The following is a 25,106-nucleotide window of genomic DNA, read 5'->3' as shown; positions in this document are numbered from 1 at the left end:
TCGTGCCCGCGAAGAACGACGGCCCCGACGACGGCGCCCACCTCAGCAAGTCCGAGCAGACCCGCGCGCTGATCCTGGAGACGGCCATGCGGCTGTTCCAGGAACGCGGCTACGACCGGACGACGATGCGGGCGATCGCCCAGGAGGCCGGGGTCTCCGTCGGCAACGCGTACTACTACTTCGCCGGCAAGGAACACCTGATCCAGGGCTTCTACGACCGGATCGCCGCCGAGCACCAGGCGGCGGTCCGGGAGGTGCTGGCCCGCGAGAGCGACCTGGAGGCGCGGCTGGCGGGTGTGCTGAAGGTCTGGCTGGACATCGCCACGCCATACCACGAGTTCGCGGTGCAGTTCTTCAAGAACGCCGCCGACCCGGACAGCCCGCTCAGCCCCTTCTCCCCGGAGTCGGAACACGCGCGCGCGGAGGCCATCAGCATCCACCGCGCGGTGCTCGCCGGGGCGAAGACCAAGGTGCCCGAGGAGCTGCGGGACATCCTGCCCGAGCTGATGTGGCTCTCGCAGATGGGCCTGGTCCTGTACTGGATCTTCGACCGCACGGAGGGGCGCGAGCGCAGCTACCGGCTCGCCGAGCGCGGCGCCCGGCTCACCGCGCGAGGCGTCGTGCTGGCCCGGTTCCGGGTGCTGCGCCCGCTGGTGCGCGAGGTGCACGAGCTGTTCACGGACTTCCTGCCGGGGATGACGAAGGCGCTGCCGGACCCCGCGAAGAAGCCGGCGCGGGGTTCCGCTCCTCAGGCCTGACGGGACGCCAGCTCGATCACCGTGACGTCCGACTCGGCCCCCACCCGCGTGGGCGGCCCCCAGGCACCCGCTCCCCGGCTGACGTACAGCTGGGTGTCGCCGTAGCGCTCCAGGCCCGCCAGGGTCGGGTTGGCGGCGCCCGCGATGAGGTTGCCGGGCCACAGCTGGCCGCCGTGGGTGTGGCCGGAGAGCTGGAGGTCCACGCCGTGGTCGACGGCGTCGTGGATCATCACCGGCTGGTGGGCGAGGAGCACGCAGGCGCGGGCCCGGTCCCGGTCGCCGAGGGCCTTGGCGTAGTCGGGGCCCTGGCCCTCGTCCTCGCCGGCCACGTCGTTGACGCCGGCCAGGTCGAAGTGGGGCAGCTCGGTGCGGGCGTTCTCCAGCGGGATCAGGCCCAGGCGGCGCACCTCGGCGACCCACTGCTCGGCGCCGGAGAAGTACTCGTGGTTGCCGGTGACGAAGTACGCGCCGTGCCGCGCCTTGAGCCGGGCCAGCGGGGCCGCGGCCGGGCCGAGGTCCTTCACGCTGCCGTCGACCAGGTCGCCGACGACGGCGATGAGGTCGGGCTGCGTGGAGTTGATGGTGTCGACGACCTTCTGCGCGAAGCCCCGGCCGAGCACCGGCCCGAGGTGGATGTCGCTGACCACGGCGATGCGGAAACCGTGCGCCGCGCGCGGGAGCTTGGCCAGCGGCACGGTGACCCGCTTCACGCTCGGGCCGTTCAGCACGCCGTACGTGCCGTAACCGACCGTCCCGACGGCCGCCGCGGCGGCGGCACCCGCGACGACGCGCGAGACGAAGAGGCGGCGGGAGGGGAGGGCGAGGGGGCTCTCGGGCGGGGTGGCCGGGGTGCCGGTGCCCGCGTCGGCGTCAGCAGCGCCGGGCGTACCGGTGCCGGTACCGGCGTCGGCTTCCGGGGCCCGGGTGGCCTTGGGCGGGGCGGTCCCGGCCGGTATGCGCTCGGTGTCCTCGGCCGGGGCCGTGCGCTGCTCCGGCTCCGCCTGCCGCCGCCCGGCCGCCCGCCGCTCCAGGACCCGCCGCAGCAGCGGCCGTACGATTTCGCCCGCCAGCACGGCGAGCAGCAGGTAGACCGACAGGGCCAGCCACAGGAAGCCCGGCCAGGCCAGGACGCGCTGGAGCCAGAAGGGTGCGCCCGCTCGCTCGGCGACCAGCGCGCCGACCGCCAGCACCCAGCCCCCGGCGATCACCGCCGCGCCGATGCGGCGCACGGGGCCGGGACGGCGGGTCGTGTCACGGAACAGGCGCCGCCACACGTACCAGTTGGCCGTCGCGATGACGCCCACCACGGCCAGCGCGACGAGCACGAAGACGACCACCATGCCGTCGATTCCCCTCAGTTGCGGCGTCCGCGACGCCTATGACGTTCGGCGCAGTGCGCGCACCCCGCGCAACCCGATGGCCCCCACGACCGTCCCCAATACGAAGGAGACGACCGCGAGCAGCAGGTGCACCCAGAAGTACGCCGTCGGGTCGCCGTCCTCGAACGCGAGCCCGCTGCTGTCCTTGATCAGATTTTTGACGAAAGTGATCCAGATGATCCAGCTCCACACCCCGAAAGCGAGCAGGAACCAGGAGACGGGGCGGCTGAGCTTCATGCCTTCAGTATCGCCGCCGCGTGTCCGGAACCGTGCGCGGGGTGGGGAGCGGGGTGGGAAGGCGTCACCCGCGGGCGGTACGTTCTCGCTCGTGCCCGCATCCACGAAGACCGTCAGGCGCTCCCTGACGGTCACCGCCGCCGCCCTGACCGCGCTCGGTCTCCTCTCCCCCGCCGCGCTCGCCGCCCCGAGCCCCTCGGCCAGCCCGTCGGCGAGCCCCTCCGCCACTCCGCCCGCGTCGATGTCGACCGTGGGCGGCGCGCGGCTGGGGAAGCCCGGGACGCAGGTCGACCTGGCGGGCGGGGCGCCCGTGCTGCCGAAGGACCTCACCGCCCGCTCGTGGATCGTGGCCGACGCCGAGTCCGGCGACGTGCTCGCCGCGCACAACGCGCACTGGCGACTGGCCCCGGCGAGCACGCTGAAGATGCTCTTCGCCGACACGCTGCTGCCGAAGTGGCCGAAGACCACCGAGCACAAGGTCGCCCCGTCCGACCTGTCGGGCATCGGTTCGGGCTCCAGCATGGTCGGCATCAAGGAGGACGAGACCTACACCGTCCACGACCTGTGGCTCGGGGTCTTCCTGCGCTCCGGCAACGACGCCGTGCACGTGCTGTCCGCGATGAACGGCGGCACCAAGAAGACCGTGACGGAGATGAACGAGCACGCCGAGGAGCTCCAGGCCCTCGACACGAACGTGGTCAGCCCGGACGGCTACGACGCGCCGGGTCAGGTCTCCTCCGCGTACGACCTGACGCTCTTCGCCCGCTCCGGGCTCCAGAAGAAGGACTTCCGCGAGTACGCCTCGACGGTCCGCTCGAAGTTCCCCGGCGAGACGAAGAAGGACAAGAAGGGCAAGACGTCCCGCGAGTCCTTCGAGATCCAGAACACCAACCGCCTGCTGGCCGGTGACTCCGACGTGGAGGTCTACCCGGGCATCGCGGGCGTGAAGAACGGCTACACCACCAACGCTGGCTACACCTTCACGGGCGTCGCCGAGCAGGGCGGCAAGGTGCTGCTCGTCACCGTGATGAACCCGCAGGAGGACGAGCACAACGAGGTCTACAAGGAGACCGCCCGCCTCTTCGACTGGGGCTTCAAGGCGGTCGGCAAGGTTCAGCCGGTGGGTGAGCTGGTCCCGCCGAAGAGCGCCGCGCAGGCGAGCCCGAGGCCGGACGCGTCGTCCTCCGGGCAGGCCGGTGGCGCCGGGAAGGGTGCGGCGGGCGCGCAGCCGGTGGCCGGGGCCCCGGCCGGGGAGGGTTCCGGCGTGGGGGTCGCGGCCGGCATCACCGCCGGGGTGCTCGTGCTGCTCGCGGGCGGGGCGTGGCTGATCAACCGGCGGTGGCCGCTGCCGGACCTGGTCCGTCGCCGGACGCGCCCCTGACGCCCGGACCGCCGCCGTCCTCGTCCCCGAGTTCCTGCTCCTTGCTGCCCGTCGCCGTCCAGGCGGCGCAGAACAGCACCAGTTTCGAGGTGAAGTTGATCCACAGCAGCAGGGCGACGGGGACGCCGAAGGCGCCGTACATGCTCTTCGCGGCGACGCCCTGCATGTAGCCGCTCAGCAGCAGCTTCAGCAGCTCGAAGCCGACCGCGCCGATCAGCGCGGCCACCACCAGCCGGCGGCGGGCGGGCTGTACGCCGGGGAGCAGGGTCAGGACGTACAGCAGCAGGAGGAAGTCGGCGAGTACGGCGACGGCGAACGCGGCGACGTAGAGCAGGACGCTGCCGAAGCCGCCGTCGAGGCCCAGCTGGCGGACGATCCAGCCGACCAGCGCCGAGGCCACGGTGGAGATGGCGACGGTGACCAGGAGGGCGCCGCCGAGACCGACGAGGACGCCGGCGTCCTTGGCCCGGTGCAGGACGGGGTTCTCCTCCTCGTCCGGCAGCTCCCAGACGGCGCGCAGGCAGCCCCGGGTGGCGTCGACCCAGCCGATGCCGGTGAACAGCAGCAGGGCGCCGGCGATGAGGCCGACGGTGCCGGCGTTGTCGATCAGCCCCTGGATGTTCAGCTGGTCGGAGATGCCGGGGACCTGCTCGGAGATCTTGTCCTGGAGCTTGTCCTGCTGCTCCTTGCTGAGCGTGGCGGCGGCGACGGCGGCGGCGAGGCTGAGCAGCGGGAAGAGGGCGACGAAGCTGGTGAAGGTCATGGCGGCGGCCAGCCGCGTCCACTTCACCCGGTCGAGTCGTTCGTAGGAGCGCCACGCGTGCGTGGTCATCAGCCGTGCCAGCCACGGCCCCGCCACGGGGAGCTTCTTCAGCCAGTCCATGATCCGACCCTGCCCCCGCTCGTCCCGGTCCATGATCCCGTCGTGCCACCGGTTCCGTCCCCGGTGCGGAAGACCAGTGTTCTTGTGCCCCAGAAACGCAGGATGGTGGCCAGCACCATGCCGATTCCGGCGCCGGAGACCGTGTCGGCGCGCTGGGAGGTGAGGCCGAGGCCGTAGTGGCTGACGGCCAGGCACAGCAGCTGCACGGCGGCTCCGGCGGCGTTCACCGCGAAGAAGACGGCGTACGGGCGCAGGCCCCGGGGGCGGGTGTGGCGGTAGGTGCCCAGCGCGTTGCCCGCGTAGGCGACGGAGCAGCCGGCGACGAAGGAGAGGGCCTTGGCGGTGAGCGGGTCGAGGCCCGCCGGTCCGCGCAGGAGCGTGAAGAGGGCGAGGTCGACGGCGTAGGCGAGGAGGCCGGCGGCGGCGAAGCCGGTCAGTTCGCGCCGCCGGGTTCCCTTGGTGGTGCCGTCTACCAATTGGCCACCGCCAGGGCGTACATCGCCACCCACACCACGCCGATCAGCGCGAGCGCCCGGTCGCGCAGGACGACGTCCTCGGGTTCGCCCGCGGTGCCGCGGTCGGCGAAGACGGCGTAGCGCAGGACTGCGAGGATGAAGGCGACCATGGACAGCTGGCGCCAGGGCAGCACGCTGGTGTGCGGGACGCCGCCCTCCTCCATGGCCCACAGGCAGTAGCCGAGGACGGCGGCACCGGCCGCGAGCTGCCAGACGAAGCGGAGGTAGCCGGTGGTGTACTCGGTGAGCAGGGCGCGGGTGGCGCCCGCCTTCCCGGCCATCTGGACGGCTTCGCTGTAGCGCTTGGCGGAGACCATGAACAGCGCGCCGAAGCCGGTCGTGATGAGGAACCAGCGCGACAGCGGGATGCCGAGCGCGAGTCCGCCGACCATCGCCCGCATCAGGAAGCCGGTGGTGACGACGGCGAGGTCGACGACCAGGACGTGCTTGAGGCTGATGCAGTACGCCAGTTGCATGGCGAGGTAGGCGGTGAGCAGGGCGGGGACGGCGGGCGGGCACAGCCAGGCGGCGGCGAGGGGCGCGAGGACGCCCAGGGTGCCTCCGACGGCGTAGGCGACGGGCACCGGGACCTGTCCGGCGGCCACGGGGCGGTGGCGCTTGACCGGGTGGGCGCGGTCGGCCTCGGCGTCGCGGGCGTCGTTGACGAGGTAGACGGCGGCGGCGCAGGCGGTGAACAGGACGAAGACCAGGGCGAGCCGGGTCAGGACGTTCGGGGCGAACAGCTCGCCGGCGGCGGCCGGGGCGGCGACGACCAGGACGTTCTTGACCCACTGGCGGGGACGAGCGGTCCTCAGCAGACCGGCCAGGAGCCCCTTGCGGCGGGGCGGCGCGGAGTCGGGCCGCTGCTCCGGTGCGCGTTGGCGCAGGACGGTCGTGTCGGTCACGGCCGGCCTCCGCGCATCCAGTCGGCGCCGAGCCGGGCCGTGAGCGCGCCCAGGGCCGCGCCCGCGGCGACGTCGGAGGGGTAGTGGACACCGACGACCAGCCGGGAGACGCACACCGCGGCGGCCAGCGGCCAGACCGGGTGCACGCCGAGCGCGCCGAAGGCGACGGCGGCCGCGGCGGCGGAGGTGGCGTGGGAGCTGGGGAAGGAGTGCCGGCCGGCGGTGCTCACCAGGGGCACGACGTGCGCGGGACGCGGACGGCGCACGACCCGCTTCACGCCCATGCTGACGACGTGTGCGCCCGCGGTGAGGGCGGTGCCGCGCAGCCAGGCCCGGCGCCGCGGGCCGTCCACGGCGGCTCCCGCGAGGCCCGCCGCCAGCCACAGCGCTCCGTGTTCCCCGGCCCAGGACAGGGCACGCGCGGCACCGGCCACGCGCGGGTCCGTGCCGCAGGCTCTGAGCGCCGTCACGATCCGGTGGTCCATGTCGAGGTCGTCCATGTGGACTCACTGTTCACGCCCCGCGGCGCGGAAGTCCGGCACGATCGGGCGACATACCATTAATCACCCGTTTCGGGGATGCGATGGATGTTTCTGGACCAATCGCATGTATAGGGGCGATACGGTCGCCGGCATGTCCGCCGACACCGTTCCCGCCGCCGAAGGAGACCCCGGTACGACCTGGGGGCCCGTCACCGGCTGGGGCCGCACCGCGCCCACCGCCGCCCGGCTGATCCGCCCCCGCACCTACCAGGAGGCCGCCGACGCCGTCCGGGAGTGCGGGGCCCGCGGCGGCATCGCGCGAGGGCTGGGGCGGGCGTACGGGGACGCGGCGCAGAACGCGGGCGGCGCGGTGCTCGACATGACGGGCCTGGACCGCGTCCACGCCATCGACGCCGACGGCGGCACGGTGCTCTGCGACGCGGGGGTCTCCCTGCACCGGCTGATGGAGGTGCTGCTGCCGCTCGGCTGGTTCGTTCCGGTGACGCCCGGCACCCGCTACGTGACGGTGGGCGGGGCGATCGGCGCCGACATCCACGGCAAGAACCACCACGTGTCGGGTTCGTTCTCCCGGCACGTGCTGTCGTTCGAGCTGCTCACCGCCGACGGGCGGGTCCGCACCGTGGACCGGGGCACGCCGCTGTTCGACGCGACCGCCGGGGGCATGGGCCTGACCGGTGTGATCCTCACCGCGACCGTGCGGCTCCAGCCGGTCGAGACGGCGCTGATGTCGGTCGACACCGAGCGCGCCACCGACCTCGACGACCTGATGGCCCGCCTGACGGCCACCGACCACCGCTACCGCTACTCGGTCGCCTGGATCGACCTGCTCGCGCGGGGCGCGCGGACCGGCCGGGCGGTCCTCACCCGCGGCGACCACGCCCCGCTGGACGCCCTCCCCGCCCGCTCGCGGGCCCGGCGCGACCCGCTGGCCTTCCGCACCTCCCGCCTCCCTGCCGCCCCCGACCTGGTCCCGGACGGCCTGCTGAGCCGGACGACGGTGGGCCTGTTCAACGAGGTCTGGTACCGCAAGGCGCCCCGCGCCAGCCGGGGACGGCTCCAGCGGATCTCCACCTTCTTCCACCCCCTGGACGGCGTCCCGCACTGGAACCGCGTCTACGGCCGCGGCGGCTTCGTGCAGTACCAGTTCGTCGTCGGCCACGACCGGGCGGACGACCTGCGCCGGATCGTGCGGCGCATCTCCGAGCACCGCTGCCCCTCCTTCCTGGCCGTCCTCAAACGCTTCGGGGAGGCCGACCCGGGCTGGCTGTCCTTCCCCGTGCCCGGCTGGACCCTAGCCCTGGACGTCCCGGCCGGCCTGCCGGGCCTCGGGGCCTTCCTCGACGGCCTCGACGAGGAGGTGGCGCGGGCGGGCGGCCGGGTCTACCTCGCCAAGGACTCCCGGCTGCGGCCCGAACTGCTCGACGCGATGTACCCGCGCCTTACCGACTTCCGCGCGCTGCGCGCGGAGCTGGACCCGCACGGGGTGTTCGTGTCCGACCTGGCCCGCCGCCTCGCCCTCTGACCCCTGGAGCTGTAGTGAAGGACGCCTTCGGCATCCCCCAGTCCCTCCTCGTCCTCGGCGGTACGTCCGAGATCGCGCTCGCCACCGCGCGCCGTCTCGTCGCCCGCCGTACCCGCACCGTCTGGCTGGCCGGCCGCCCCTCCTCCACCCTGGACCGGTCGGCGGAGCAGCTGCGCGACCTCGGCGCCGAGGTCCGCACCGTCGCCTTCGACGCGCTCGACCCCGAGTCCCACGAGGCGGCGCTCGGCAAGGTCTTCGCCGAGGGCGACATCGACATGGTGCTGCTCGCCTTCGGCGTCCTGGGCGACCAGGCGCACGACGAGCGGGAACCGCTGAACGCGGTGCGGGTGGCGCAGACCAACTACACCGGAGCGGTCTCGGCCTGCCTGATCAGCGCCCGCGCGCTCCAGGCCCAGGGCCACGGCTCTCTGGTGGTGCTCTCCTCCGTGGCCGGCGAGCGGGCCCGCCGCGCCAACTTCATCTACGGCTCCAGCAAGGCCGGTCTGGACGCCTTCGCGCAGGGCCTCGGGGACGCGCTGCACGGCACCGGCGTCCACGTCATGGTCGTGCGCCCCGGGTTCGTGCGGTCGCGGATGACCGAGGGGCTGGAGGAGGCGCCGCTCGCGACGACCCCGGAGGCGGTCGCCACGGCGATCGAGCTGGGGCTGCGGCGGCGCTCGGAGACGGTGTGGGTGCCGGGTGCGCTGCGCGTGGTGATGTCGGCGCTGCGGCACCTGCCGCGGGGAGTGTTCCGGCGACTGCCGGTGTGAGGGCCGCTAGCGGGTGGGCAGGGAGTCGCGTTCGACGCGGCCCGTCTGCGGGGGCACGGTGGCGCTGCCGAACGGGAACTCCCGCAGCTTGCGCCACACCCCGTCGGCGCCCTGCTCGTACAGCGCGAAGCCGGTGCAGGGCCACTGGGCCTCGTAGTCGGACAGCTCCTCGTAGGCGCGGTCCATGGCCGCCTCGTCGATGCCGTGCGCCACGGTGACGTGCGGGTGGTACGGGAACTGCAGTTCGCGGGGGACCGGGCCGGAGGCGTCACGGATCCGCTTCTGCAGCCAGGAGCAGGCGGCGCCGCCCTCGACCACCTGGACGTAGACCACGGGCGAGAGCGGGCGGAAGGTGCCGGTGCCGGACAGGCGCATCGGGAAGGGGCGGCCGCGCGCCGCCACCTCCGCCAGGTGCGCCTCGATCGCGGGCAGCGCGCCGCCGTCTACCTCGGTCGGCGGCAGCAGGGTGACGTGCGTGGGGATGCCGTGAGCGGCGGCGTCGCCGAAGCCCGCGCGCAGCTGCTGGAGCTTGCTGCCGTGTGGCTCCGGGACCGCGATCGACACGCCGATCGTTACGGTCCCCACGTCGTCTCCTGTCGTTACGTGTCACTCGGTGGGTGCCGCCGAGTCGGACACCCGGTTATCGACTGTACGGCCCAGGCCGTGCCCGGGGCAGGCGCAACCGGAGTGATGTGCAGCGCTACGGCGGCGTGCCGGGGCGCACGGGCGCGGCGGCGGGTGCCGTGAGCAGCACCGGGGGTGGTGCGGCGCTCAGTGCTTGGCGGGGAGGAAGCCCACCATGTCGTACGCCCGGGAGAGGGTCTCGGCGGCGACGGCACGGGCCTTCTCCGCGCCCTTGGCGAGGATCGCGTCCAGGGTCTCCGGGTCGTCCAGGTACTGCCGGGTGCGGTCCCGGAAGGGGGTCACGAACTCGACCATGACGTCGGCCACATCGGTCTTGAGGGCGCCGTAGCCCTTGCCCGCGTACTTCTCCTCCAGCTCGGTGACGTCGGCTCCGGTGAGCACCGAGTAGATGGAGAGGAGGTTGCTGACGCCCGGCTTGTTCTCCCGGTCGAAGCGGATCACGGTGTCGGTGTCGGTGACCGCGCTCTTGACCTTCTTGGCGGTGGCCTTGGGCTCGTCCAGGAGGTTGATGAGGCCCTTCGGCGTGGACGCCGACTTGCTCATCTTGACCGTCGGGTCCTGGAGGTCGTAGATCTTCGCCGTCTCCTTGAGGATGTAGGCGGAGGGGACGGTGAAGGTGTCGCCGAAGCGGCCGTTGAAGCGCTCGGCCAGGTCGCGGGTCAGCTCGATGTGCTGGCGCTGGTCCTCGCCCACGGGGACCTCGCCCGCCTGGTAGAGGAGGATGTCCGCGACCTGGAGGACCGGGTACGTGAACAGGCCGACGGAGGCGCGGTCGGCGCCCTGCTTGGCGGACTTGTCCTTGAACTGGGTCATGCGGGACGCCTCGCCGAAGCCGGTGAGGCAGTTCATGACCCAGGCGAGCTGCGCGTGCTCGGGGACGTGGCTCTGGACGAAGAGCGTGCAGCGGTCCGGCTCGAGACCGGCGGCCAGCAGCTGGGCGGCGGCCAGGCGGGTGTTGGCGCGCAGCTCCTTTGGGTCCTGCGGGACCGTGATCGCGTGCAGGTCCACGACCATGTAGAACGCGTCGTGGGTCTCCTGGAGCGCCACCCACTGGCGCACGGCGCCGAGGTAGTTGCCGAGGTGGAACGAGCCGGCGGTGGGCTGGATACCGGAGAGCACGCGGGGTCGGTCATTCGCCATGTCCGTCATTCTCTCAGGTCCCACCGGCGGCTCGTTCCCCGGTCGGCGGTCGTCAGCCGAGGTCGATCTCCGGGTACAGCGGGAAGCCCGCCACCAGGTCCGTCGCCCGGCGGGAGATCTCGTCGGCGGTCTTGGCGTCCAGGACGTGGGATGCCTTCGAGGGGGCGCCCGACTTCGTGGTGCCCGGCTCCGTGGCCGTCAGGACGCGGTCGATCAGGCCCGCCACCTCGTCCATCTCCGCCGTGCCCAGGCCGCGCGTGGTGAGCGCCGGGGTGCCGACGCGGATGCCGGAGGTGTACCAGGCGCCGTTCGGGTCGGCGGGGATGGCGTTGCGGTTGGTGACGATGCCGGAGTCGAGGAGGGCGGCCTCGGCCTGGCGGCCGGTGAGGCCGTAGGAGGACGCCACGTCGATCAGGTTCAGGTGGTTGTCCGTGCCGCCGGTGACCAGGGTGGCGCCGCGCTTCATCAGGCCCTCGGCCAGCGCGCGGGCGTTGTCGACGATGCGCTGTGCGTAGTCCTGGAAGGCGGGCTGCCGCGCCTCGGCGAGGGCGACGGCCTTGGCCGCCATGACGTGCGGGAGCGGGCCGCCGAGGACCATCGGGCAGCCGCGGTCGACCTGGTCCTTGAGGGAGTCGTCGCACAGCACCATGCCGCCGCGCGGGCCGCGCAGGGACTTGTGGGTGGTGGTCGTCACGATCTGGGCGTGCGGGACCGGGTCGAAGTCGCCGGTGAGGACCTTGCCCGCGACGAGGCCCGCGAAGTGCGCCATGTCGACCATGAGGGTCGCGCCGACCTCGTCGGCGATCTCCCGCATGATCCGGAAGTTCACCAGGCGCGGGTACGCGGAGTAGCCGGCGACGATGATCAGCGGCTTGAACTCGCGGGCCTGGGCGCGCAGGGCCTCGTAGTCGATGAGGCCGGTGGCGGGGTCGGTGCCGTAGGAGCGCTGGTCGAACATCTTGCCGGAGATGTTCGGGCGGAAGCCGTGGGTGAGGTGGCCGCCGGCGTCCAGGGACATGCCGAGCATCCGCTGGTTGCCGAAGGCCTGCCGCAGCTCGGCCCAGTCGGCCTCGGTCAGGTCGTTGATCTGGCGGACGCCGGTCTTCTGGAGGAAGGGCGCCTCGACGCGGTCGGCGAGCACGGCCCAGAAGGCGACCAGGTTGGCGTCGATGCCGGAGTGCGGCTGGACGTAGGCGTGGCGGGCGCCGAAGAGCTCGCGGGCGTGCTCGGCGGCCAGGGACTCGACGGTGTCGACGTTGCGGCAGCCGGCGTAGAAGCGGCGGCCGACGGTGCCCTCGGCGTACTTGTCGCTGAACCAGTTGCCCATGGTCAGCAGCGTGGCCGGGGAGGCGTAGTTCTCGGAGGCGATCAGCTTGAGCATCTCGCGCTGGTCGGCGACCTCCTGGCCGATCGCGTCGGCGACGCGGGGTTCGACGGAGCGGATGACGTCGAGCGCGGCGCGGTAGGCGGTGGACTCGGGGGTGAGCTCTGCGGGCATGAGGACCTCCGGACGGTGTGGTCGGCGTTCGGGTCGGCCCAGGCGCACGGCACTCGTCGTTCGAGCCGCTCCCCGATGGTCGGTCCCATCCCAGCGCGCCAGTCACGGCCCACGGGCAGCCTACCGGGCACCACGGAGGGCCGGGCCGTGGCGTCCACCATGCGGGCGAAGGCCCTCCCCCTCAGAGGATCACGTGGGGCAGGAAGCGGGCGTACTCGTCCGTCACCAGGCCCGACGACTCACGGATGCCGAGACCCGCCGACTCGTTCTCCACCACCCAGGCGCCGAGGACGACCCGGTTGCCGTCGAAGTCGGGCAGGGGGGCCAGCTCCTGGTAGCAGCAGGGCTCGGTGCGCCCGTGGGGCCCGGTGCCGGGGCGGTGGATCGTGACGCCGGCGCCCTCGCGGCCGAGGAGGGGCTTGGCGACGTAGCCGGTGGTGTCGGCGAGGTCGCGGGGGCCGTCGAGGTAGGCGGGGAGGAGGTTGGGGTGGTCCGGGTACAGCTCCCAGAGGATCGCGAGCAGTGCCTTGTTGCTCAGCAGCATCTTCCAGGCGGGCTCGATCCACAGGGTGGTGCCGGTGCCGCCGCCGTTGTCGAGGGTCTCCAGGACGTGGTCGGCGAAGCGGTCGGTGGTCAGCCACTCCCAGGGGTAGAGCTTGAAGACGCTGCGGACGAAGCGCAGCCGGGTGTCGACGAAGCGGCCGGAGAGGCGGTCCCAGCCGATCTCCTCCATGGAGATCCACTCGGTGGCCAGCCCGGCCTGCTCGGCGGTCTCCTTGAGGTAGGCGACCGTCATCAGGTCCTCGCCCAGCTCGTCGGCCTCGGAGTTGGCGAAGTACAGCGGGGTGCCGGGCGGGAGGAGGGCGGACTGTTTCTTCCAGGCGTCGACCAGGCGCTCGTGGAGGCTGTTCCACTGGTCGGCGCCGGGGAAGCGCTCCTCCATCCAGAACCACTGCGGGGAGGCCGCCTCCACCAGGGAGGTCGGGGTGTCCGCGTTGTACTCCAGGAGCTTGGCGGGCCCCGTGCCGTCGTAGCGCAGGTCGAAGCGGGCGTAGACGGAGGGGAGTTCGGCGCGGCGGTGCCAGGCCTCGGTGACCGCGCGGACCACGCGCGGGTCGGTGATGCCGAGGTCGGCGAAGCGGCCGGCGGTGACGATGTGCCCGGCCGCCGCCAGGCACATGCCGTGCAGTTCCTCGACGACCTCCTCCAGCGCCTCGACCTCCGGCAGGGAGAAGACGTAGTAGGCGCTCTCGTCCCAGTAGGGGCGCAGGGTGCCGTCGGGGTAGCGGGTCAGGGGGTAGACGCAGCCCTGTTCCTCGACGGTCCGCTGCCAGCCGGGGCGGGGCTCGGTGGTGCGGCGTTCCATGGGCCGGCCTCAGCCTCCGCCGCTGCCCGAGCCGGAGCAGCCGAAGCCGCCGCGGTCGACGGCCTCGTCGCGGCTGAAGGTGCCGTAGTCGGCCCAGCCGTTGCTGACGTCGGCGTCGTAGTACCAGTCGGCGTCGTCGACGCCCTTGGCGCCCTTCTTCTTGCCGCCCTTGCCGTACGAGCCGCCGGTGGAGCCGGACTTGCAGTTCTTGTCGGCCACGACCTTGTAGCCGTAGATGTAGTCGTAGCTGTCGCGGTCCACGCAGCGGCGGTCGGGGTCCGATCCGCACGCGCTCAGGGCCGCCGCGAGCACTCCCATGCCGCCGAGCACCACGGTGCTCGACCGCAGCCGTCGCCGGGTCTCCGCCATGTCCGTCTCTCCCCCGTTGTCCGCTTCCAGTACGACAGTTGGACCGATCGAGTGTACGGCCGTCGCCGGGGGACTCTACGGCAGCGCCCGGCACAGCGCGTCCAGGGCCCCTGCCCAGGCGTGGTCCGGCGGGGTGCCGTAGCCGACGACGAGGGCGTCGAGCGGGGCGACGTCCGCGTCGGGGTGGCGGAAGGCGGACAGGCCGTGGACGGCGAGTCCGTGCCAGGCGGCGGAGCGGACGGTCTGCTGCTCGGTGCCGGGCGGCAGCCGGAGCACGGCGTGCAGGCCGGCGGCGATACCGGTGACGCGGACGCCGGGGGCGCGTTCGGCCAGCGCGGCCACCAGGGCGTCGCGGCGGCGCCGGTAGCGCAGGCGGGCGGCGCGGACGTGGCGGTCGTAGTCGCCGGAGGCGAGGAACTCCGCGAGGGTCAGCTGGTCCAGGACGCCGGGGGTGCGGCCCGCCATGGCGTCCATGGCGTCCTCGACGAGCGCGGGCGGCAGCACCAGCCAGCCCAGGCGCAGGGCCGGGGCGAGGGACTTGCTGGCGGTGCCGAGGTAGACGACGCGGTCGGGGTCGAGGCCCTGGAGTGCGCCGACGGGCTGGCGATCGTAGCGGAACTCGCCGTCGTAGTCGTCCTCCAGGACCAGTCCGCCGGTGCGGCGGGCGCGGTCGATCAGGGCGGTGCGGCGTTCGGGGAGCAGGGGCAGGCCCATCGGGAACTGGTGGGAGGGGGTGAGGAGGACGGCCCCGGCGGCGTCCGTGCCCGCGTCCGGGGCGCCGTCCGGGTCCTCGTCGGGCGGGTCCTCGTCGGGCGGCCGGGTGCCGCGGTCGTCGAAGGGCAGCGGCGGTGTGGCGAGGCCCGCGCGGGTGAGCAGGCCGCGGTGGTGGGGCAGGCCGTAGGACTCGACCGACACGGAGCGGGTGCCCCGGTGGCGCAGCAGGTCGGCGAGGACGCCGAGGCCGCCGAGGAAACCGGCGACGACCACGATGCGGTCGGGGTCGGCGTGCACGCCGCGGGCGCGGGAGAGGTAGCCGGCGAGCGCGGTGCGCAGGACGGCGTGGCCGCGCGGGTCGCCGTAGCCGAGGGCGCGGTCGGGGGCGGCGGCCAGGGCGCGGCGGGCGGCGCGCAGCCACTGGGTGCGGGGGAACGAGGCGAGTTCGGGGGTGCCGGGGATCAGGTCGTAGGCGGGGCGGGCCGGTTCCCGGCGGTGGGGAGCGGGGTGGTGGTCGGGGGTGGCGGGAGTGCGGTCGGCGACGCGGGTGCCGGAGCCCTGGCGGGCGGCGAGCCAGCCCTCGGCGACGAGGTCGGCGTAGACCTCGGCGACGGTGTTGCGGGCCACGCCGAGGTCGGCGGCGAGGGAGCGGGAGGAGGGCAGCCGGGTGCCGGGGGCCAGCCGGCCGCCGCGGACCGCTTCGCGCAGTGCGTCGGTGAGGCCCCGGCGCAGTCCGGGACCGGACCGGTCGAGGTGCAGGTCCACGCCGAAAGTGGCCCATGGTTTCGCCATGGGAATGGACCATACCCGTGGGCTGCCTCGCCTCTAGTCTCGACGGCATGACGACGACGAACGAGAACACCGCCACCGATTCCTTCGCCCCCGAGGAGCCCGCCCGGCTGGAGTGGGCCAAGCACGCGCCCGAGGTCTGGAAGGCGATGCTGGGCCTGGAGAAGGCGGCGGGCCGGGGCCTGGACCCGAAGCTCAAGGAACTGGTGAAGATCCGCGCCTCCCAGCTCAACCACTGCGCCTTCTGCCTGGACATGCACACCAAGGACGCCCTCGCGGCCGGCGAGAGCGTGGAGCGGATCGTGCAGCTGGCCGCGTGGGAGGAGTCGCGGCACTTCTACACGGAGAAGGAGATCGCGGCGATCGAGCTGACCGAGGCGGTCACCGTGCTGACGGACGGCTTCGTCCCCGACGCCGTGTACGAGAGGGCCGCCAAGCTCTTCGACGAGAGCGAGCTGGCCCACCTGATCGCCGCGATCACGGTGATCAACGCCTGGAACCGCTTCGGTGTGACGTGCCGGCTGACGCCGGGCCACTACACGCCGGGGCAGCACGGATGACGGGCCCCGCGACGACGGACGCGATGAGCGGGGTGGACCGTTTCCGGGCCCTGCACCACGGCCGCGCGCCCGGTGACCCCCTCGTCCTGCCCGGCCCGTGGGACGCGGTGAGCGCCCGCGTCTTCGCGGACGCCGGGTTCCCGGCGCTCGCGACGCCCAGCGCGGGCGTGGCGGCGTCCCTCGGGTACGAGGACGGGGCGACCCCGGCCGACGAGATGTTCGCGGCGGTCGCGCGGATCGCGCGGTCCGTGGACGTGCCCGTGTCGGCGGACGTCGAGGACGGGTACGGGCTGGCGCCGAGGGAGCTGGTCGAGCGGCTGCTGGAGGCCGGCGCGGTGGGCTGCAACGTGGAGGACTCCACGGGCGGGGTGCTCAAGGACCCGCGGGAGCACGCCCAGTGGCTGGGCGAGGTGCGGGCGGCGGCCGGGGACCGGCTCTTCCTCAACGCCCGGATCGACACGTTCATCAGGGGCGTCGACGACCCGGACGCGGCGGTCGGACGGGCCGCGCTGTACGTCGCGGCGGGCGCCGACTGCGTGTATCCGATCGGCGCCCCCGACGGCGTACTGCCGCTGCTGCGGTCCGGCATCCAGGGGCCGGTGAACGTCGGCGGGCGGCCCGGGGCGGGCCCCGCGTCCGCCGAGCTGAGGAGGCTCGGCGAACTCGGGGCCACCCGGATCACGTTCGGGCCGGGCCTCCAGCGGCGCGCGGAGGGCGCGCTGCGGGAGATCGCGGCACAACTGGCGGGGTGAGGGTCAGGGCAGCCACTTCTTCCAGACGGACTCGTGGCTGTCCACCCACTTCTTCGCGGCCTCCTCGGGCCGCAGCTTCTGCTCGGCGATCATCAGGGAGACCTGGTTCTGGTCCTCGGTCGTCCACTTGAAGTTCTTCAGGAACTCCGCCGCGTCCCCGCCGTTCTCCGCGAAGTCCGCGTTGAGGTACTTCTGTAGCTCGGTGACCGGGTAGGCGCAGTCGACCTTCGCCGGGTCGGCGTCGCAGCCCTCCTCGTACGGCGGCAGCTCCACCTCCGTCATCGGGACCTTCTCGAACAGCCACTGGGGGGTGTACCAGTAGGTCAGGAAGGGCTTCTTCTCCTTGGCGAACTGCTGGATCTGGGTGATCTGGGCGGCCTCGGAGCCGGCGAAGACGACCTTGTAGTCCAGGTCCAGGTTCTTGACCAGGGCCTTGTCGTTGGTGACGTAGGACGGGGAGCCGTCCATCAACTGGCCCTTGTCGCCGCTCTCCGCGGTACGCATCTGCTCGGCGTACTTGTCGAGGTTCTTCCAGTCCGTGACGTCCGGGTGCTTCTTCGCGAAGTACGTCGGCACGAACCAGCCGATGTGGCCGGTGACGCCGAGGTCGCCGCCGGGGGCGATGGTCTTCTTGTCCTCGACGTAGCGCTGTTCCTGCTCGGGGTGGCCCCAGTCCTCCAGGATGGCGTCGACCCGGCCCTGGCTGAGCGCGTCCCACGCGGGGACCTCGTCGACCTGGACGGTGTCGACGCGGTAGTCGAGCTCGTGCTCCAGCAGGTACTGGGCGACGGCCACGTTGGCCTGGGCGCCGACCCAGGACTGCACGGACAGGGTGACGGTCCTGGCGCCCTGGGCGTTCGCGAACGGGGACGCCTGCTTGGTCATGTCGGCGGCGCCGCAGCCGGTGAGCAGCGTCAGCGCGGCCACTCCGGCGACGGCGGAGGTCGTACGTATACGCGGTCGCATGTCAGGCCCCCATCCTCGTCGTACGGCGTTCGGTGGGCTGGGTGACCCGGTCGAGCATCAGGCCGAGGCAGACGATCGCCGCGCCGGCCACCAGACCGGTCGCCAGGTCGCCCTGCGCGAGGCCGAAGACGACCTGGTAGCCGAGGGCGCCGCCGCCGACCAGGCCGCCGATGATGACGACGGCGAGGACCAGGATGACGCCCTGGTTGACGGCGAGCAGCAGGGCCGGGCGGGCCAGCGGGAGCTGGACCTGGCGGAGCTGCTGGCCGCTGGTGGCGCCGAGCGAGCGGGCCGACTCCATGGCGGCCGGGTCCACCTGGCGCAGGCCCTGGGCGGTGATGCGGACGACGGCCGGGAGGGCGTAGACGACCGCGGCGGCCACGGCGGGCGCCCGGCCGACCCCGAAGAGGGCGACGACCGGGATCAGGTACACGAACTGCGGCATCGTCTGGAAGACGTCCAGGACGGGCCGCAGCGCGCGCTCGACACGGTCGCTGCGGGCGGCGGCGACACCGGTCGCGAAGCCGATGACCAGGGTGACGGCGACGGCCGCGAGAACCTGCGAGAGCGTGTCCAGGGACGGGTTCCACACACCGAGCACGCCGATCGCCGCCATGGCGAGGACGGCGGTGAGCGCGGTGCGCCAGGTGCCGATCAGCCAGGCCAGTGCGGCGACGATCAGGAGCACGGACCACCAGGGCAGCCACTGGAGGCCGTCCCGCAGCGGATTGAGGACCCAGTTGGTGAAGTGCGCGGCCCAGTCGGCGGTGCCGCCGACGACGGGGACGCCGGAGTACAGGTGGGCGGTCATCCAGTCGACGGCCCGGTTGACGGGCTCGGCGATGTTCAGCTCCCAGCCGTCGGGCCACTCCAGGAACCCGGCGAGACGCCCGGCGACCGCGACGGCCGCCGCGGCGGCCAGGGCGTACAGCCCGGTCAGCGGGGACTTCCCGGCCTCCCCCAGCCGCTCCCCCGCCGCGCCGGTCACGCGGTCCAGGACGACGGCGAGCAGCACGATCGGGATGCCGGCCGCGAGGGCCGCGCCGACGTCGACCGAGGCGAGGGCCTGGTAGACGCGGTCGCCGAGGCCGCCGGCGCCGATGACGGAGGCGATGACGGCCATGGAGAGCGCCATCATGATCGTCTGGTTGACGCCGAGCAGGAGTTCCTTGCGGGCCAGCGGAATGCGGGCGGTCAGCAGGCGCTGGCGGCTCGTGGTGCCGAGGGACTCGACGGCTTCGAGGACCTCCTTGTCGGCGCCGCGCAGACCGAGGGCGGTGAGGCGGGCCATCGGCGGGGCGGCGTAGACGACGGTGGCCAGGACGGCGGCGGGGACGCCGATGCCGAAGACCAGGACGACGGGGAGGAGGTAGGCGAAGGCGGGGAGCACCTGCATGGTGTCGAGCACCGGGCGCAGGACCCGGTCCATGCGGTCGGAGAGGCCGGCGGCCAGGCCCAGCAGGGCGCCCACGGCGACCGACGCGAGGACGGCCACGACCATGAGCGCGAGGGTCTGCATGGTCGGCACCCACATGCCGAGCAGGCCGCAGGCCAGGAACGCGGCCGCGGTGCCGACGGCCAGCTTCACGCCGGCCACGCGCCATGCGACCAGGGCGCCGATCGCGGTGACCCCGGCCCAGCCGACGGCGAGGAGGGCGAGGTACACGGCGCGTACGGCGATGACGACGACGTTGCTGACGTGGCCGAAGAAGTAGAGGAACAGCGGGTGGCTGTCGCGGTTGTCGATGATCCAGTCGCTGGCCTTGCCGAGGGGTTCGGACACGTCGACGGTGAGGGCGCTCGGCCAGGTGGTGCCGCCCCACTGGATGACGGCGAGGGGGACGAGGACCGCGGCGGCGATCGCGAGGGTGAGGAGCTTGCGGGCGGCGGGGTGGGTGAGGATGCCCGGCGGGGCGGGCTTCCGGGCCGGGGCGGTGATCGTCGCCATCAGACCGCCTCCTTGGGCAGCTCCGCCTCCTCAGGGAGGACGGCCGCCTCCTCGGGGCGTTCCTCGGGTCCGGCCGTGCCGGCGACGACACCGAGCAGCGCGGTCGCGTCGACCACGCCCAGGCAGCGGCCGTCGTCCATGACGCGGGCGGGCGAACCGGCGCGGGCGACGGCCTCGATGGCCTCGGAGACGGTGGCCTCGGGCCGGATCGCCGGGCCCGTGCCCGCCTCGTCGGCTGAGGTCGCCGGACGCATCGCCGTACGGACCGTCAGCACCTGCTCGCGCGGCACGTCGCGGACGAACTCGCGGACGTAGTCGTCGGCGGGCGAGCCGACGATCTCCTCCGGCGTGCCGAGCTGCACCACGCGGCCGTCCCGCATCAGGGCGATGCGGTCGCCGAGCTTGAGGGCTTCCTGGAGGTCGTGGGTGATGAAGACCATCGTGCGGCCCTCCTCGCGGTGCAGCCGGACGACCTCCTCCTGCATGTCCCGCCGGATCAGCGGGTCGAGCGCGCTGAACGGCTCGTCGAAGAGCAGGACCTCGGGGTCGACGGCGAGGGCGCGGGCCAGACCGACGCGCTGGCGCTGGCCGCCGGAGAGCTGGCCGGGGCGGCGGTGCTCCAGGCCCTCCAGGCCGACCTTGGCGACGACGGCGGCGGCCCGTTCGCGGCGCTCGGCGCGGCCCATCCCCTGGACCTCCAGGCCGTAGGCGACGTTGTCGAGGACCGTGCGGTGCGGGAGCAGGCCGAAGTGCTGGAAGACCATCGCGGCGCGGTGGCGGCGCAGTTCGCGCAGCCGGGACTTGTCCATCGCGCGGACGTCCTCGCCGTCGATGGCGATGGTCCCGGCCGTCGGCTCGATGAGCCGGGTCAGGCAGCGTACGAGGGTGGACTTGCCGGAGCCGGACAGGCCCATGACGACGAAGACCTCGCCCTTGCGCACGTCGAAGGAGACGTCCGCGACGGCGGCGGTGCAGCCGGTGCGCGAGCGCAGCTCGGCCGGGCTCAGGGCGGTCAGTTCGGGGTCGGCGGGGATCTTGGCGGCCTTCGGGCCGAAGACCTTCCACAGGCCGTCCACGGAGAAGACCGGGGGACGCTCGGCCACGCCGGTGTCAGTGGGGGTGTCGGTGTCGTCGATGGTCTTGCTCATCGGGCGTCACCGCCGATCAGCTCGACGGCGCGCTCCCCGACCATGAGGACGCCGATCATCGGGTTCACGGCGGGCATCGTCGGGAAGACGGAGGCGTCGGCGATGCGGATGCCCTGAAGGCCGCGGATGCGCAGCTCGGGGTCGACGACGGCCCTCTCGTCGGTGGCGGCGCCCATCCTGCAGGTGCCCGCCGGGTGGTAGACGGTGTGGGCGACCTTGCGGGCGTACTCGCTCAGCTCCTCGTCGCCGGTGACGTCCGGGCCGGGGCAGACCTCGCGCTTGAGCCAGCCGGCCAGCGGCTCGGACTTGGCGATCTCCCGGGCGATCTTGATCCCGTCGACGAGGGTGCGGCCGTCGTAGTCGTCCTCGTCGGTGAAGTAGCGGAAGTCCAGGGCGGGCTTCACGGACGGGTCGGCGCTGGTGAGGTAGAGGCGGCCGCGGGACCTCGGCTTGGGGATGTTCGGGGTCATGGAGACGCCGAACTCGGGGCGCTCGTAGCCCAGTCGCTCCGGGTTGTCCGTGAACGGGATCTGGTAGAAGTGGAACATCAGGTCGGGGCCCGCGTGTTCGGGGTCGCGACGCACGAACAGACCGGCGTCGGAGTCCATCGCGGAGTTGTCCGGGATGGGGCCGTTGGTCTCCCACACGATCACCGACTCGGGGTGGTCGAGCAGGTTCTCGCCGACGCCGGGCAGGTCGAGCGCCACGGGTATGCCGAGGGCCTCCAGCTGGTCCTTGGGCCCGATGCCCGAGTGCATCAGCAGGCGCGGGGAGTCGACGGCGCCGGCGGACAGGACGACCTCGTTGCGTGCCTTGACGAGGATCTCCTCGCCGTCCTTGGTGCGGACGTGGACGCCCTCGGCGCGGGCGCCGTCGAGCTGGAGCTTGTACGCCCAGGTCTCCAGCATGAGCGTGAGGTTGGGGCGCTCGTCCATCACCGGGTGGAGGTACGCCACCGACGCCGACGAACGCTTGTTGTTCTCGGGGTGGTAGGCGAGGTCGAAGAAGCCGACGCCGTCGTTGAACGGCTTCTTGTTGAAGCCCTCGATCCGGGGGACCTGAAGCGTCTTCTGCGCGGAGTCGACGAAGTCGCGGGCGATGGCGTTCCGGTCCTTCTCGTCGACCGGGACGATGTTGTTCTTCAGCCGGGCGAAGTACGCCTCCATCTGGACCGCGCCCCAGCCCTTGGCGCCGGCGGCCTCCCACTCGTCCCAGTCGGACGGCAGCGGCTTGAAGGCGATGAGGGTGTTGTGCGAGGAGCAGCCGCCGAGGACGCGGGCGCGGCTGTGCCGGATGTGCGAGTTGCCGCGCGGCTGCTCGGTGGTGGGGTAGTCGTAGTCCAGCTCGCCGCCGAGCAGGCCCATCCAACGGCGCAGGGTCAGCACGTCGTCGCGGCCGACGTCACTGGGGCCGCCCTCGATGACGGCGACGGTGACGTCCGGGTTCTCGGTGAGGCGGGAGGCGATGACGGAGCCTGCCGTGCCGCCGCCGATGACGACGTAGTCGTATTCGTGTGTGGTCTCGGACATGGGGGTACTCCAGTGGGGCGAGCGGATGTTTCGGGGGCGTACGGAAACGGGAGTGTCAGCCGGTGAACCAGCGGACGGGCCGCGGTGCGAGGTTCTGGTAAACGTGCTTGCTCTCGCGGTACTCGGCAAGGCCCGCGGGGCCGAGTTCGCGGCCGACGCCGCTCTTGCCGAAGCCGCCCCACTCCGCCTGCGGCAGGTAGGGGTGGAAGTCGTTGATCCAGACGGTGCCGTGGCGCAGCCGGCCGGCGACCCGGCGGGCGCGGCCCGCGTCGGCGGTCCACACGGCGCCCGCGAGACCGTACTCGGTGTCGTTGGCGAGGGCGACGGCCTCGTCCTCGGTGCGGAAGGTCTCGACGGTGAGGACCGGCCCGAAGACCTCCTCCCGCACGACCCGCATCTCGCGGTGGCACTGGTCGAGGACGGTCGGCTCGTAGAAGTAGCCCGTCTCCGGCCGCTGGGGGGACGGCTCGGGACGCTTGCCGCCGCAGCGCAGCACCGCACCCTCGGCGAGCGCGGAGGCGACGTAGTCCTCGGTCTTGGCGCGCTGCTGCTCGGAGACGAGCGGGCCGCACTCGATGCCGTCCTCGGTGCCGCGGCCGAGGCGGATCCTGGCGGCGCGGCGGGCGAGTTCGGCGACGAAGCGCTCGCGGACCGACTCCTCGATGATCAGGCGCCCGCCGGCGGAGCAGACCTGGCCGCTGTGGATGAAGGCGGCGTTGAGGGCCTGGTCGACGGCGGTGTCGAAGCCCTCTTCGGTTTCGCAGGCGTCGGCGAAGACGACGTTGGGGTTCTTGCCGCCGAGTTCGAGTGCGACCTTCTTGACGGTGACGGCGGCGGCCTGGGCGACCTTGGTGCCGCTGACCAGGCCGCCGGTGAAGGAGACCAGGTCGACGTCGGGGTGCTCGGCGAGCCGGGCGCCGACGGTGTGGCCAGGGCCGGTGACGATGTTCGCGACGCCGGTGGGGAGGCCGGCCTCGGCCAGCAGGTCGATCAGGGCGATCGTGGTCATGGGCGTGATCTCGCTGGGCTTGATCACGAAGGTGTTGCCGGCGGCGAGGGCGGGGGCGATCTTCCAGCTGGCCTGGAGGAGGGGGTAGTTCCAGGGGGTGATCATCGCGCACACGCCGACCGGCTCGTGCACGACGACGCTGTGGATGTCGGGCGAGCCCGCGTCGACGACCCGGCCGGGCGCCTCACCGGCGACGAGGTCCGCGAAGTAGCGGAAGGCGTCGGCGACGCAGTCGATGTCGACCCGGCCCTCCTCGACGGTCTTGCCCGCGTCGCGGCTCTCCAGCAGGCCGAGCTTCTCGCGGTCGCGCACGAGGAGGTCGGCGACGCGGCGCAGCAGGGCGGCGCGTTCGGCGACCGGGGTGTGCGGCCACTCGCCCGCGTCGAAGGCGCGCCGGGCGGCGGCCACCGCGAGGTCGGTGTCCTTCTCGTCGCCCTCCGCGACCACGGCGAAGGGCCGGGCGTCCGCGGGGTCGAGGATCTCGCGCGTTCCCCCCGAGACGGCCGCCCGCCACTCGCCCCCGGCGTGGATGGTGCCACGCGCCCGCAGTTCCGTACTGTCCGCCATGATCGTCATTGCCTTTCGTTCCCTGTTCCGTGCCCGTGAGTCACGCAGGTGTCATCCACGGGACCGGGTGCTCATGCCCTTGGCGCCCGGATGCATGCGGTTCCGGGGACGGAAGTGCGACGAGTCACGGAACAAAGGGACGAAGGGGCGCGAATCACCCCCTGTGTGCGGGGGTGGTCACAGGGAGTCCGTGCCGGTGCCGCAGGCCGTGTGCGGCGGACAGAAGTGGCCGAGGGCCGTGCGCAGCAGCTCCCGCTCGTCCTCGCGGCCGTCCGCGTCGGCTCCGTAGGCGGCGATCGCGTACACCTCGCCGTCGGCGGCCACGAAGCGCTCGTCCACGACGTGCCAGGTGCCGACGTCGGGCTCGCCCCTGACGGAATCGACGAGGTACTCCAGCCGGGAGCCGGTGAAGTCGCCGTCGTCCAGGGTCTCCAGGGAGATCTTCCGGAAACCCTCGGCCTTGGGGGTGCCGTCGGAGAGGAACAGCTCGAACGACGCCTCTGGCGAGGCTTCCTCCACCTGGTACACCTGCAGCCGCCGCTCACCGTCCGAGCTGCGGTAGTTGACCACGTCGATGCCGTACTTCGAGGGCACCGTCTCGCGCACCCAGCCCACGGGCCGGGCGACGGTGAAGCCCTCCGGGTCGGCGTGCAGCTCGTAGTCGGCGGGCAGCCCGGGGGCCGTGGCGGACGGTGTCGCGGGCGCCTCGGCGGACGCCTCCGGCTCATCGGTCCGCAGCGCCGAGGGCTCGGGGGTCGAGTGGCCGGCGGAGGCTGACGTGCCCGCCGGGCCCGCCGCGTGGCCGCCGCGGTCGTCCGTGCCGTCGTCCCCCGGGACCACCAGCGTCAGCACGAGGGCCGCCACGGCACCGGCCGCGCCGGCCCCGCCCAGCACGGACCACACGAGCCGGCGGCTGGGCCTGCCGGTGCGGGCGGGAGGCGGCACCGGCGGGTGACCGGGCTGCGGCCAGGCGCCGGTGCGGGGCGGCTCGGACGCGGACCAGGCGCCGGTGCGGGGCGGCTCGGGCGCGGACCAGGCGCCGTGGGTGGGTGGCGGCACCGGCGCCGAGGCGCCGGCCGGGTGGCCGGCGTGCTCACCGGCCGGCGCCTCGGGAGCCGCCGCCGGCCGGGGCGGTGGCGGGGTCGCCGCCGGCCGGGGCGGTGGCGGCGGGGTGACCGGTGCGGTGCCGCCCGCCGTGTCCTCCCAGCGCTGGGTCGTCTCGTTCCAGTACCGCTGCTGTCCCCCGTTCATCG

24 protein-coding genes and 1 riboswitch are annotated in these 25,106 nt (G+C 73.1%); of the genes, 6 read left to right on the top strand and 18 right to left on the bottom strand.

Going from position 1 to position 25,106, the window contains the following annotated elements; translation table 11 throughout:
• Positions 1-2 precede the first annotated feature (2 nt).
• On the top strand, positions 3-758 hold the full coding sequence (locus tag M6G08_RS12525) for a TetR/AcrR family transcriptional regulator (RefSeq protein ID WP_272587226.1): 756 nt from the start codon (positions 3-5) through the stop codon (positions 756-758).
• Here M6G08_RS12525 and M6G08_RS12520 read toward each other — a convergent pair.
• Both M6G08_RS12520 and M6G08_RS12515 read right to left on the bottom strand, forming a co-directional pair.
• Complete coding sequence (locus tag M6G08_RS12520; RefSeq protein ID WP_272587225.1) at positions 749-2,098, bottom strand: metallophosphoesterase; 1,350 nt, start codon at positions 2,096-2,098, stop codon at positions 749-751. The genes M6G08_RS12525 and M6G08_RS12520 overlap by 10 nt on opposite strands.
• A 36-nt stretch (positions 2,099-2,134) precedes the next feature.
• Positions 2,135-2,374, bottom strand: a complete 240-nt coding sequence (locus tag M6G08_RS12515) for an SCO4848 family membrane protein (protein WP_272587223.1) — start codon at positions 2,372-2,374, stop codon at positions 2,135-2,137.
• Positions 2,375-2,465: 91 nt separating this feature from the next.
• Between M6G08_RS12515 and M6G08_RS12510 the strand changes: the two genes are divergently transcribed.
• Positions 2,466-3,755: a D-alanyl-D-alanine carboxypeptidase family protein gene (locus tag M6G08_RS12510; RefSeq protein WP_272587222.1), complete on the top strand. Its 1,290-nt coding sequence runs from the start codon at positions 2,466-2,468 to the stop codon at positions 3,753-3,755.
• On the opposite strand, the gene M6G08_RS12505 is transcribed toward M6G08_RS12510, so the two are convergent.
• The 4 genes from M6G08_RS12505 to M6G08_RS12490 are packed head-to-tail and all read right to left on the bottom strand — an operon-like array spanning position 3,703 to position 6,558.
• A complete protein-coding gene (locus M6G08_RS12505) occupies positions 3,703-4,638 on the bottom strand; it encodes a YihY/virulence factor BrkB family protein (RefSeq protein ID WP_272587221.1) in 936 nt (311 codons plus the stop codon). The two genes, M6G08_RS12510 and M6G08_RS12505, sit on opposite strands and share 53 nt — an antisense overlap.
• Positions 4,626-5,114 carry a GtrA family protein gene (locus M6G08_RS12500; RefSeq protein ID WP_272587220.1) on the bottom strand — a complete coding sequence of 163 codons (489 nt, stop codon included), beginning with the start codon at positions 5,112-5,114 and terminating at the stop codon, positions 4,626-4,628. Before M6G08_RS12500 ends, M6G08_RS12505 begins: the two co-directional genes overlap by 13 nt.
• Positions 5,108-6,058 carry a decaprenyl-phosphate phosphoribosyltransferase gene (locus M6G08_RS12495; RefSeq protein WP_272587219.1) on the bottom strand — a complete coding sequence of 317 codons (951 nt, stop codon included), beginning with the start codon at positions 6,056-6,058 and terminating at the stop codon, positions 5,108-5,110. The genes M6G08_RS12500 and M6G08_RS12495 overlap by 7 nt, the downstream gene beginning before the upstream one ends.
• Positions 6,055-6,558, bottom strand: a complete 504-nt coding sequence (locus tag M6G08_RS12490; protein ID WP_272587218.1) for a phosphatase PAP2 family protein — start codon at positions 6,556-6,558, stop codon at positions 6,055-6,057. The genes M6G08_RS12495 and M6G08_RS12490 overlap by 4 nt, the downstream gene beginning before the upstream one ends.
• A gap of 133 nt (positions 6,559-6,691) precedes the next feature.
• Here M6G08_RS12490 and dprE1 point away from each other — a divergent pair, with 133 nt between their 5' ends.
• Positions 6,692-8,083 (top strand): decaprenylphosphoryl-beta-D-ribose oxidase, encoded by a 1,392-nt coding sequence (dprE1, locus tag M6G08_RS12485; protein WP_272587216.1) that lies wholly within the window; start codon positions 6,692-6,694, stop codon positions 8,081-8,083.
• Between the two features lie 14 nt (positions 8,084-8,097).
• Positions 8,098-8,853 (top strand): decaprenylphospho-beta-D-erythro-pentofuranosid-2-ulose 2-reductase, encoded by a 756-nt coding sequence (gene dprE2, locus M6G08_RS12480; protein ID WP_272587215.1) that lies wholly within the window; start codon positions 8,098-8,100, stop codon positions 8,851-8,853.
• 6 nt (positions 8,854-8,859) lie between these two features.
• Here the strand turns inward: dprE2 and M6G08_RS12475 are convergent, their stop codons facing one another.
• From M6G08_RS12475 to pdxR, 6 genes are all read right to left on the bottom strand, one after another.
• Positions 8,860-9,438 (bottom strand): 2'-5' RNA ligase family protein, encoded by a 579-nt coding sequence (locus M6G08_RS12475; protein WP_272587213.1) that lies wholly within the window; start codon positions 9,436-9,438, stop codon positions 8,860-8,862.
• 186 nt (positions 9,439-9,624) lie between these two features.
• Positions 9,625-10,638, bottom strand: a complete 1,014-nt coding sequence (gene trpS, locus M6G08_RS12470) for a tryptophan--tRNA ligase (protein WP_272587212.1) — start codon at positions 10,636-10,638, stop codon at positions 9,625-9,627.
• 52 nt (positions 10,639-10,690) lie between these two features.
• Positions 10,691-12,136 (bottom strand): glycine hydroxymethyltransferase, encoded by a 1,446-nt coding sequence (locus M6G08_RS12465; RefSeq protein ID WP_272587210.1) that lies wholly within the window; start codon positions 12,134-12,136, stop codon positions 10,691-10,693.
• A gap of 29 nt (positions 12,137-12,165) precedes the next feature.
• Positions 12,166-12,252: riboswitch (ZMP/ZTP riboswitch) on the bottom strand.
• Between the two features lie 65 nt (positions 12,253-12,317).
• Complete coding sequence (locus M6G08_RS12460; RefSeq protein WP_272587208.1) at positions 12,318-13,502, bottom strand: glutathionylspermidine synthase family protein; 1,185 nt, start codon at positions 13,500-13,502, stop codon at positions 12,318-12,320.
• A 9-nt stretch (positions 13,503-13,511) separates the two neighbouring features.
• Positions 13,512-13,871 carry a hypothetical protein gene (locus tag M6G08_RS12455; protein ID WP_272587206.1) on the bottom strand — a complete coding sequence of 120 codons (360 nt, stop codon included), beginning with the start codon at positions 13,869-13,871 and terminating at the stop codon, positions 13,512-13,514.
• Between the two features lie 75 nt (positions 13,872-13,946).
• Positions 13,947-15,377: a MocR-like pyridoxine biosynthesis transcription factor PdxR gene (gene pdxR, locus M6G08_RS12450; RefSeq protein ID WP_272587205.1), complete on the bottom strand. Its 1,431-nt coding sequence runs from the start codon at positions 15,375-15,377 to the stop codon at positions 13,947-13,949.
• A gap of 47 nt (positions 15,378-15,424) precedes the next feature.
• On the opposite strand from pdxR, the gene M6G08_RS12445 reads away from it, so the two are divergent.
• Both M6G08_RS12445 and M6G08_RS12440 read left to right on the top strand, forming a co-directional pair.
• Positions 15,425-15,934, top strand: coding sequence for a carboxymuconolactone decarboxylase family protein (locus M6G08_RS12445; RefSeq protein WP_272587202.1), 510 nt, complete (start codon positions 15,425-15,427; stop codon positions 15,932-15,934).
• Positions 15,935-15,957: 23 nt separating this feature from the next.
• Entirely contained in the window at positions 15,958-16,686 is a 729-nt protein-coding gene (locus M6G08_RS12440; protein ID WP_272591322.1) for an isocitrate lyase/PEP mutase family protein, read from the top strand.
• Between the two features lie 3 nt (positions 16,687-16,689).
• Here the strand turns inward: M6G08_RS12440 and M6G08_RS12435 are convergent, their stop codons facing one another.
• The 6 genes from M6G08_RS12435 to M6G08_RS12410 form a co-directional block, all read right to left on the bottom strand.
• Positions 16,690-17,652 carry an ABC transporter substrate-binding protein gene (locus M6G08_RS12435; protein WP_272587201.1) on the bottom strand — a complete coding sequence of 321 codons (963 nt, stop codon included), beginning with the start codon at positions 17,650-17,652 and terminating at the stop codon, positions 16,690-16,692.
• A 1-nt stretch (position 17,653) separates the two neighbouring features.
• Positions 17,654-19,600, bottom strand: a complete 1,947-nt coding sequence (locus M6G08_RS12430; protein ID WP_272587200.1) for an ABC transporter permease — start codon at positions 19,598-19,600, stop codon at positions 17,654-17,656.
• On the bottom strand, positions 19,600-20,748 hold the full coding sequence (locus tag M6G08_RS12425) for a quaternary amine ABC transporter ATP-binding protein (RefSeq protein ID WP_272587199.1): 1,149 nt from the start codon (positions 20,746-20,748) through the stop codon (positions 19,600-19,602). The genes M6G08_RS12430 and M6G08_RS12425 overlap by 1 nt, the downstream gene beginning before the upstream one ends.
• Positions 20,745-22,277, bottom strand: a complete 1,533-nt coding sequence (locus tag M6G08_RS12420) for a GMC family oxidoreductase (protein ID WP_272587198.1) — start codon at positions 22,275-22,277, stop codon at positions 20,745-20,747. The genes M6G08_RS12425 and M6G08_RS12420 overlap by 4 nt, the downstream gene beginning before the upstream one ends.
• A 55-nt stretch (positions 22,278-22,332) precedes the next feature.
• Positions 22,333-23,853, bottom strand: a complete 1,521-nt coding sequence (locus M6G08_RS12415; protein ID WP_272587197.1) for an aldehyde dehydrogenase family protein — start codon at positions 23,851-23,853, stop codon at positions 22,333-22,335.
• Positions 23,854-24,030: 177 nt separating this feature from the next.
• Positions 24,031-25,104, bottom strand: a complete 1,074-nt coding sequence (locus tag M6G08_RS12410; protein ID WP_272587196.1) for a serine/threonine kinase C-terminal domain-containing protein — start codon at positions 25,102-25,104, stop codon at positions 24,031-24,033.
• Positions 25,105-25,106 lie beyond the last annotated feature (2 nt).

This window comes from Streptomyces sp. M92, from assembly GCF_028473745.1.
GTDB lineage: Bacteria > Actinomycetota > Actinomycetes > Streptomycetales > Streptomycetaceae > Streptomyces.
This window is presented reverse-complemented; position numbering and strand designations above follow the sequence as displayed.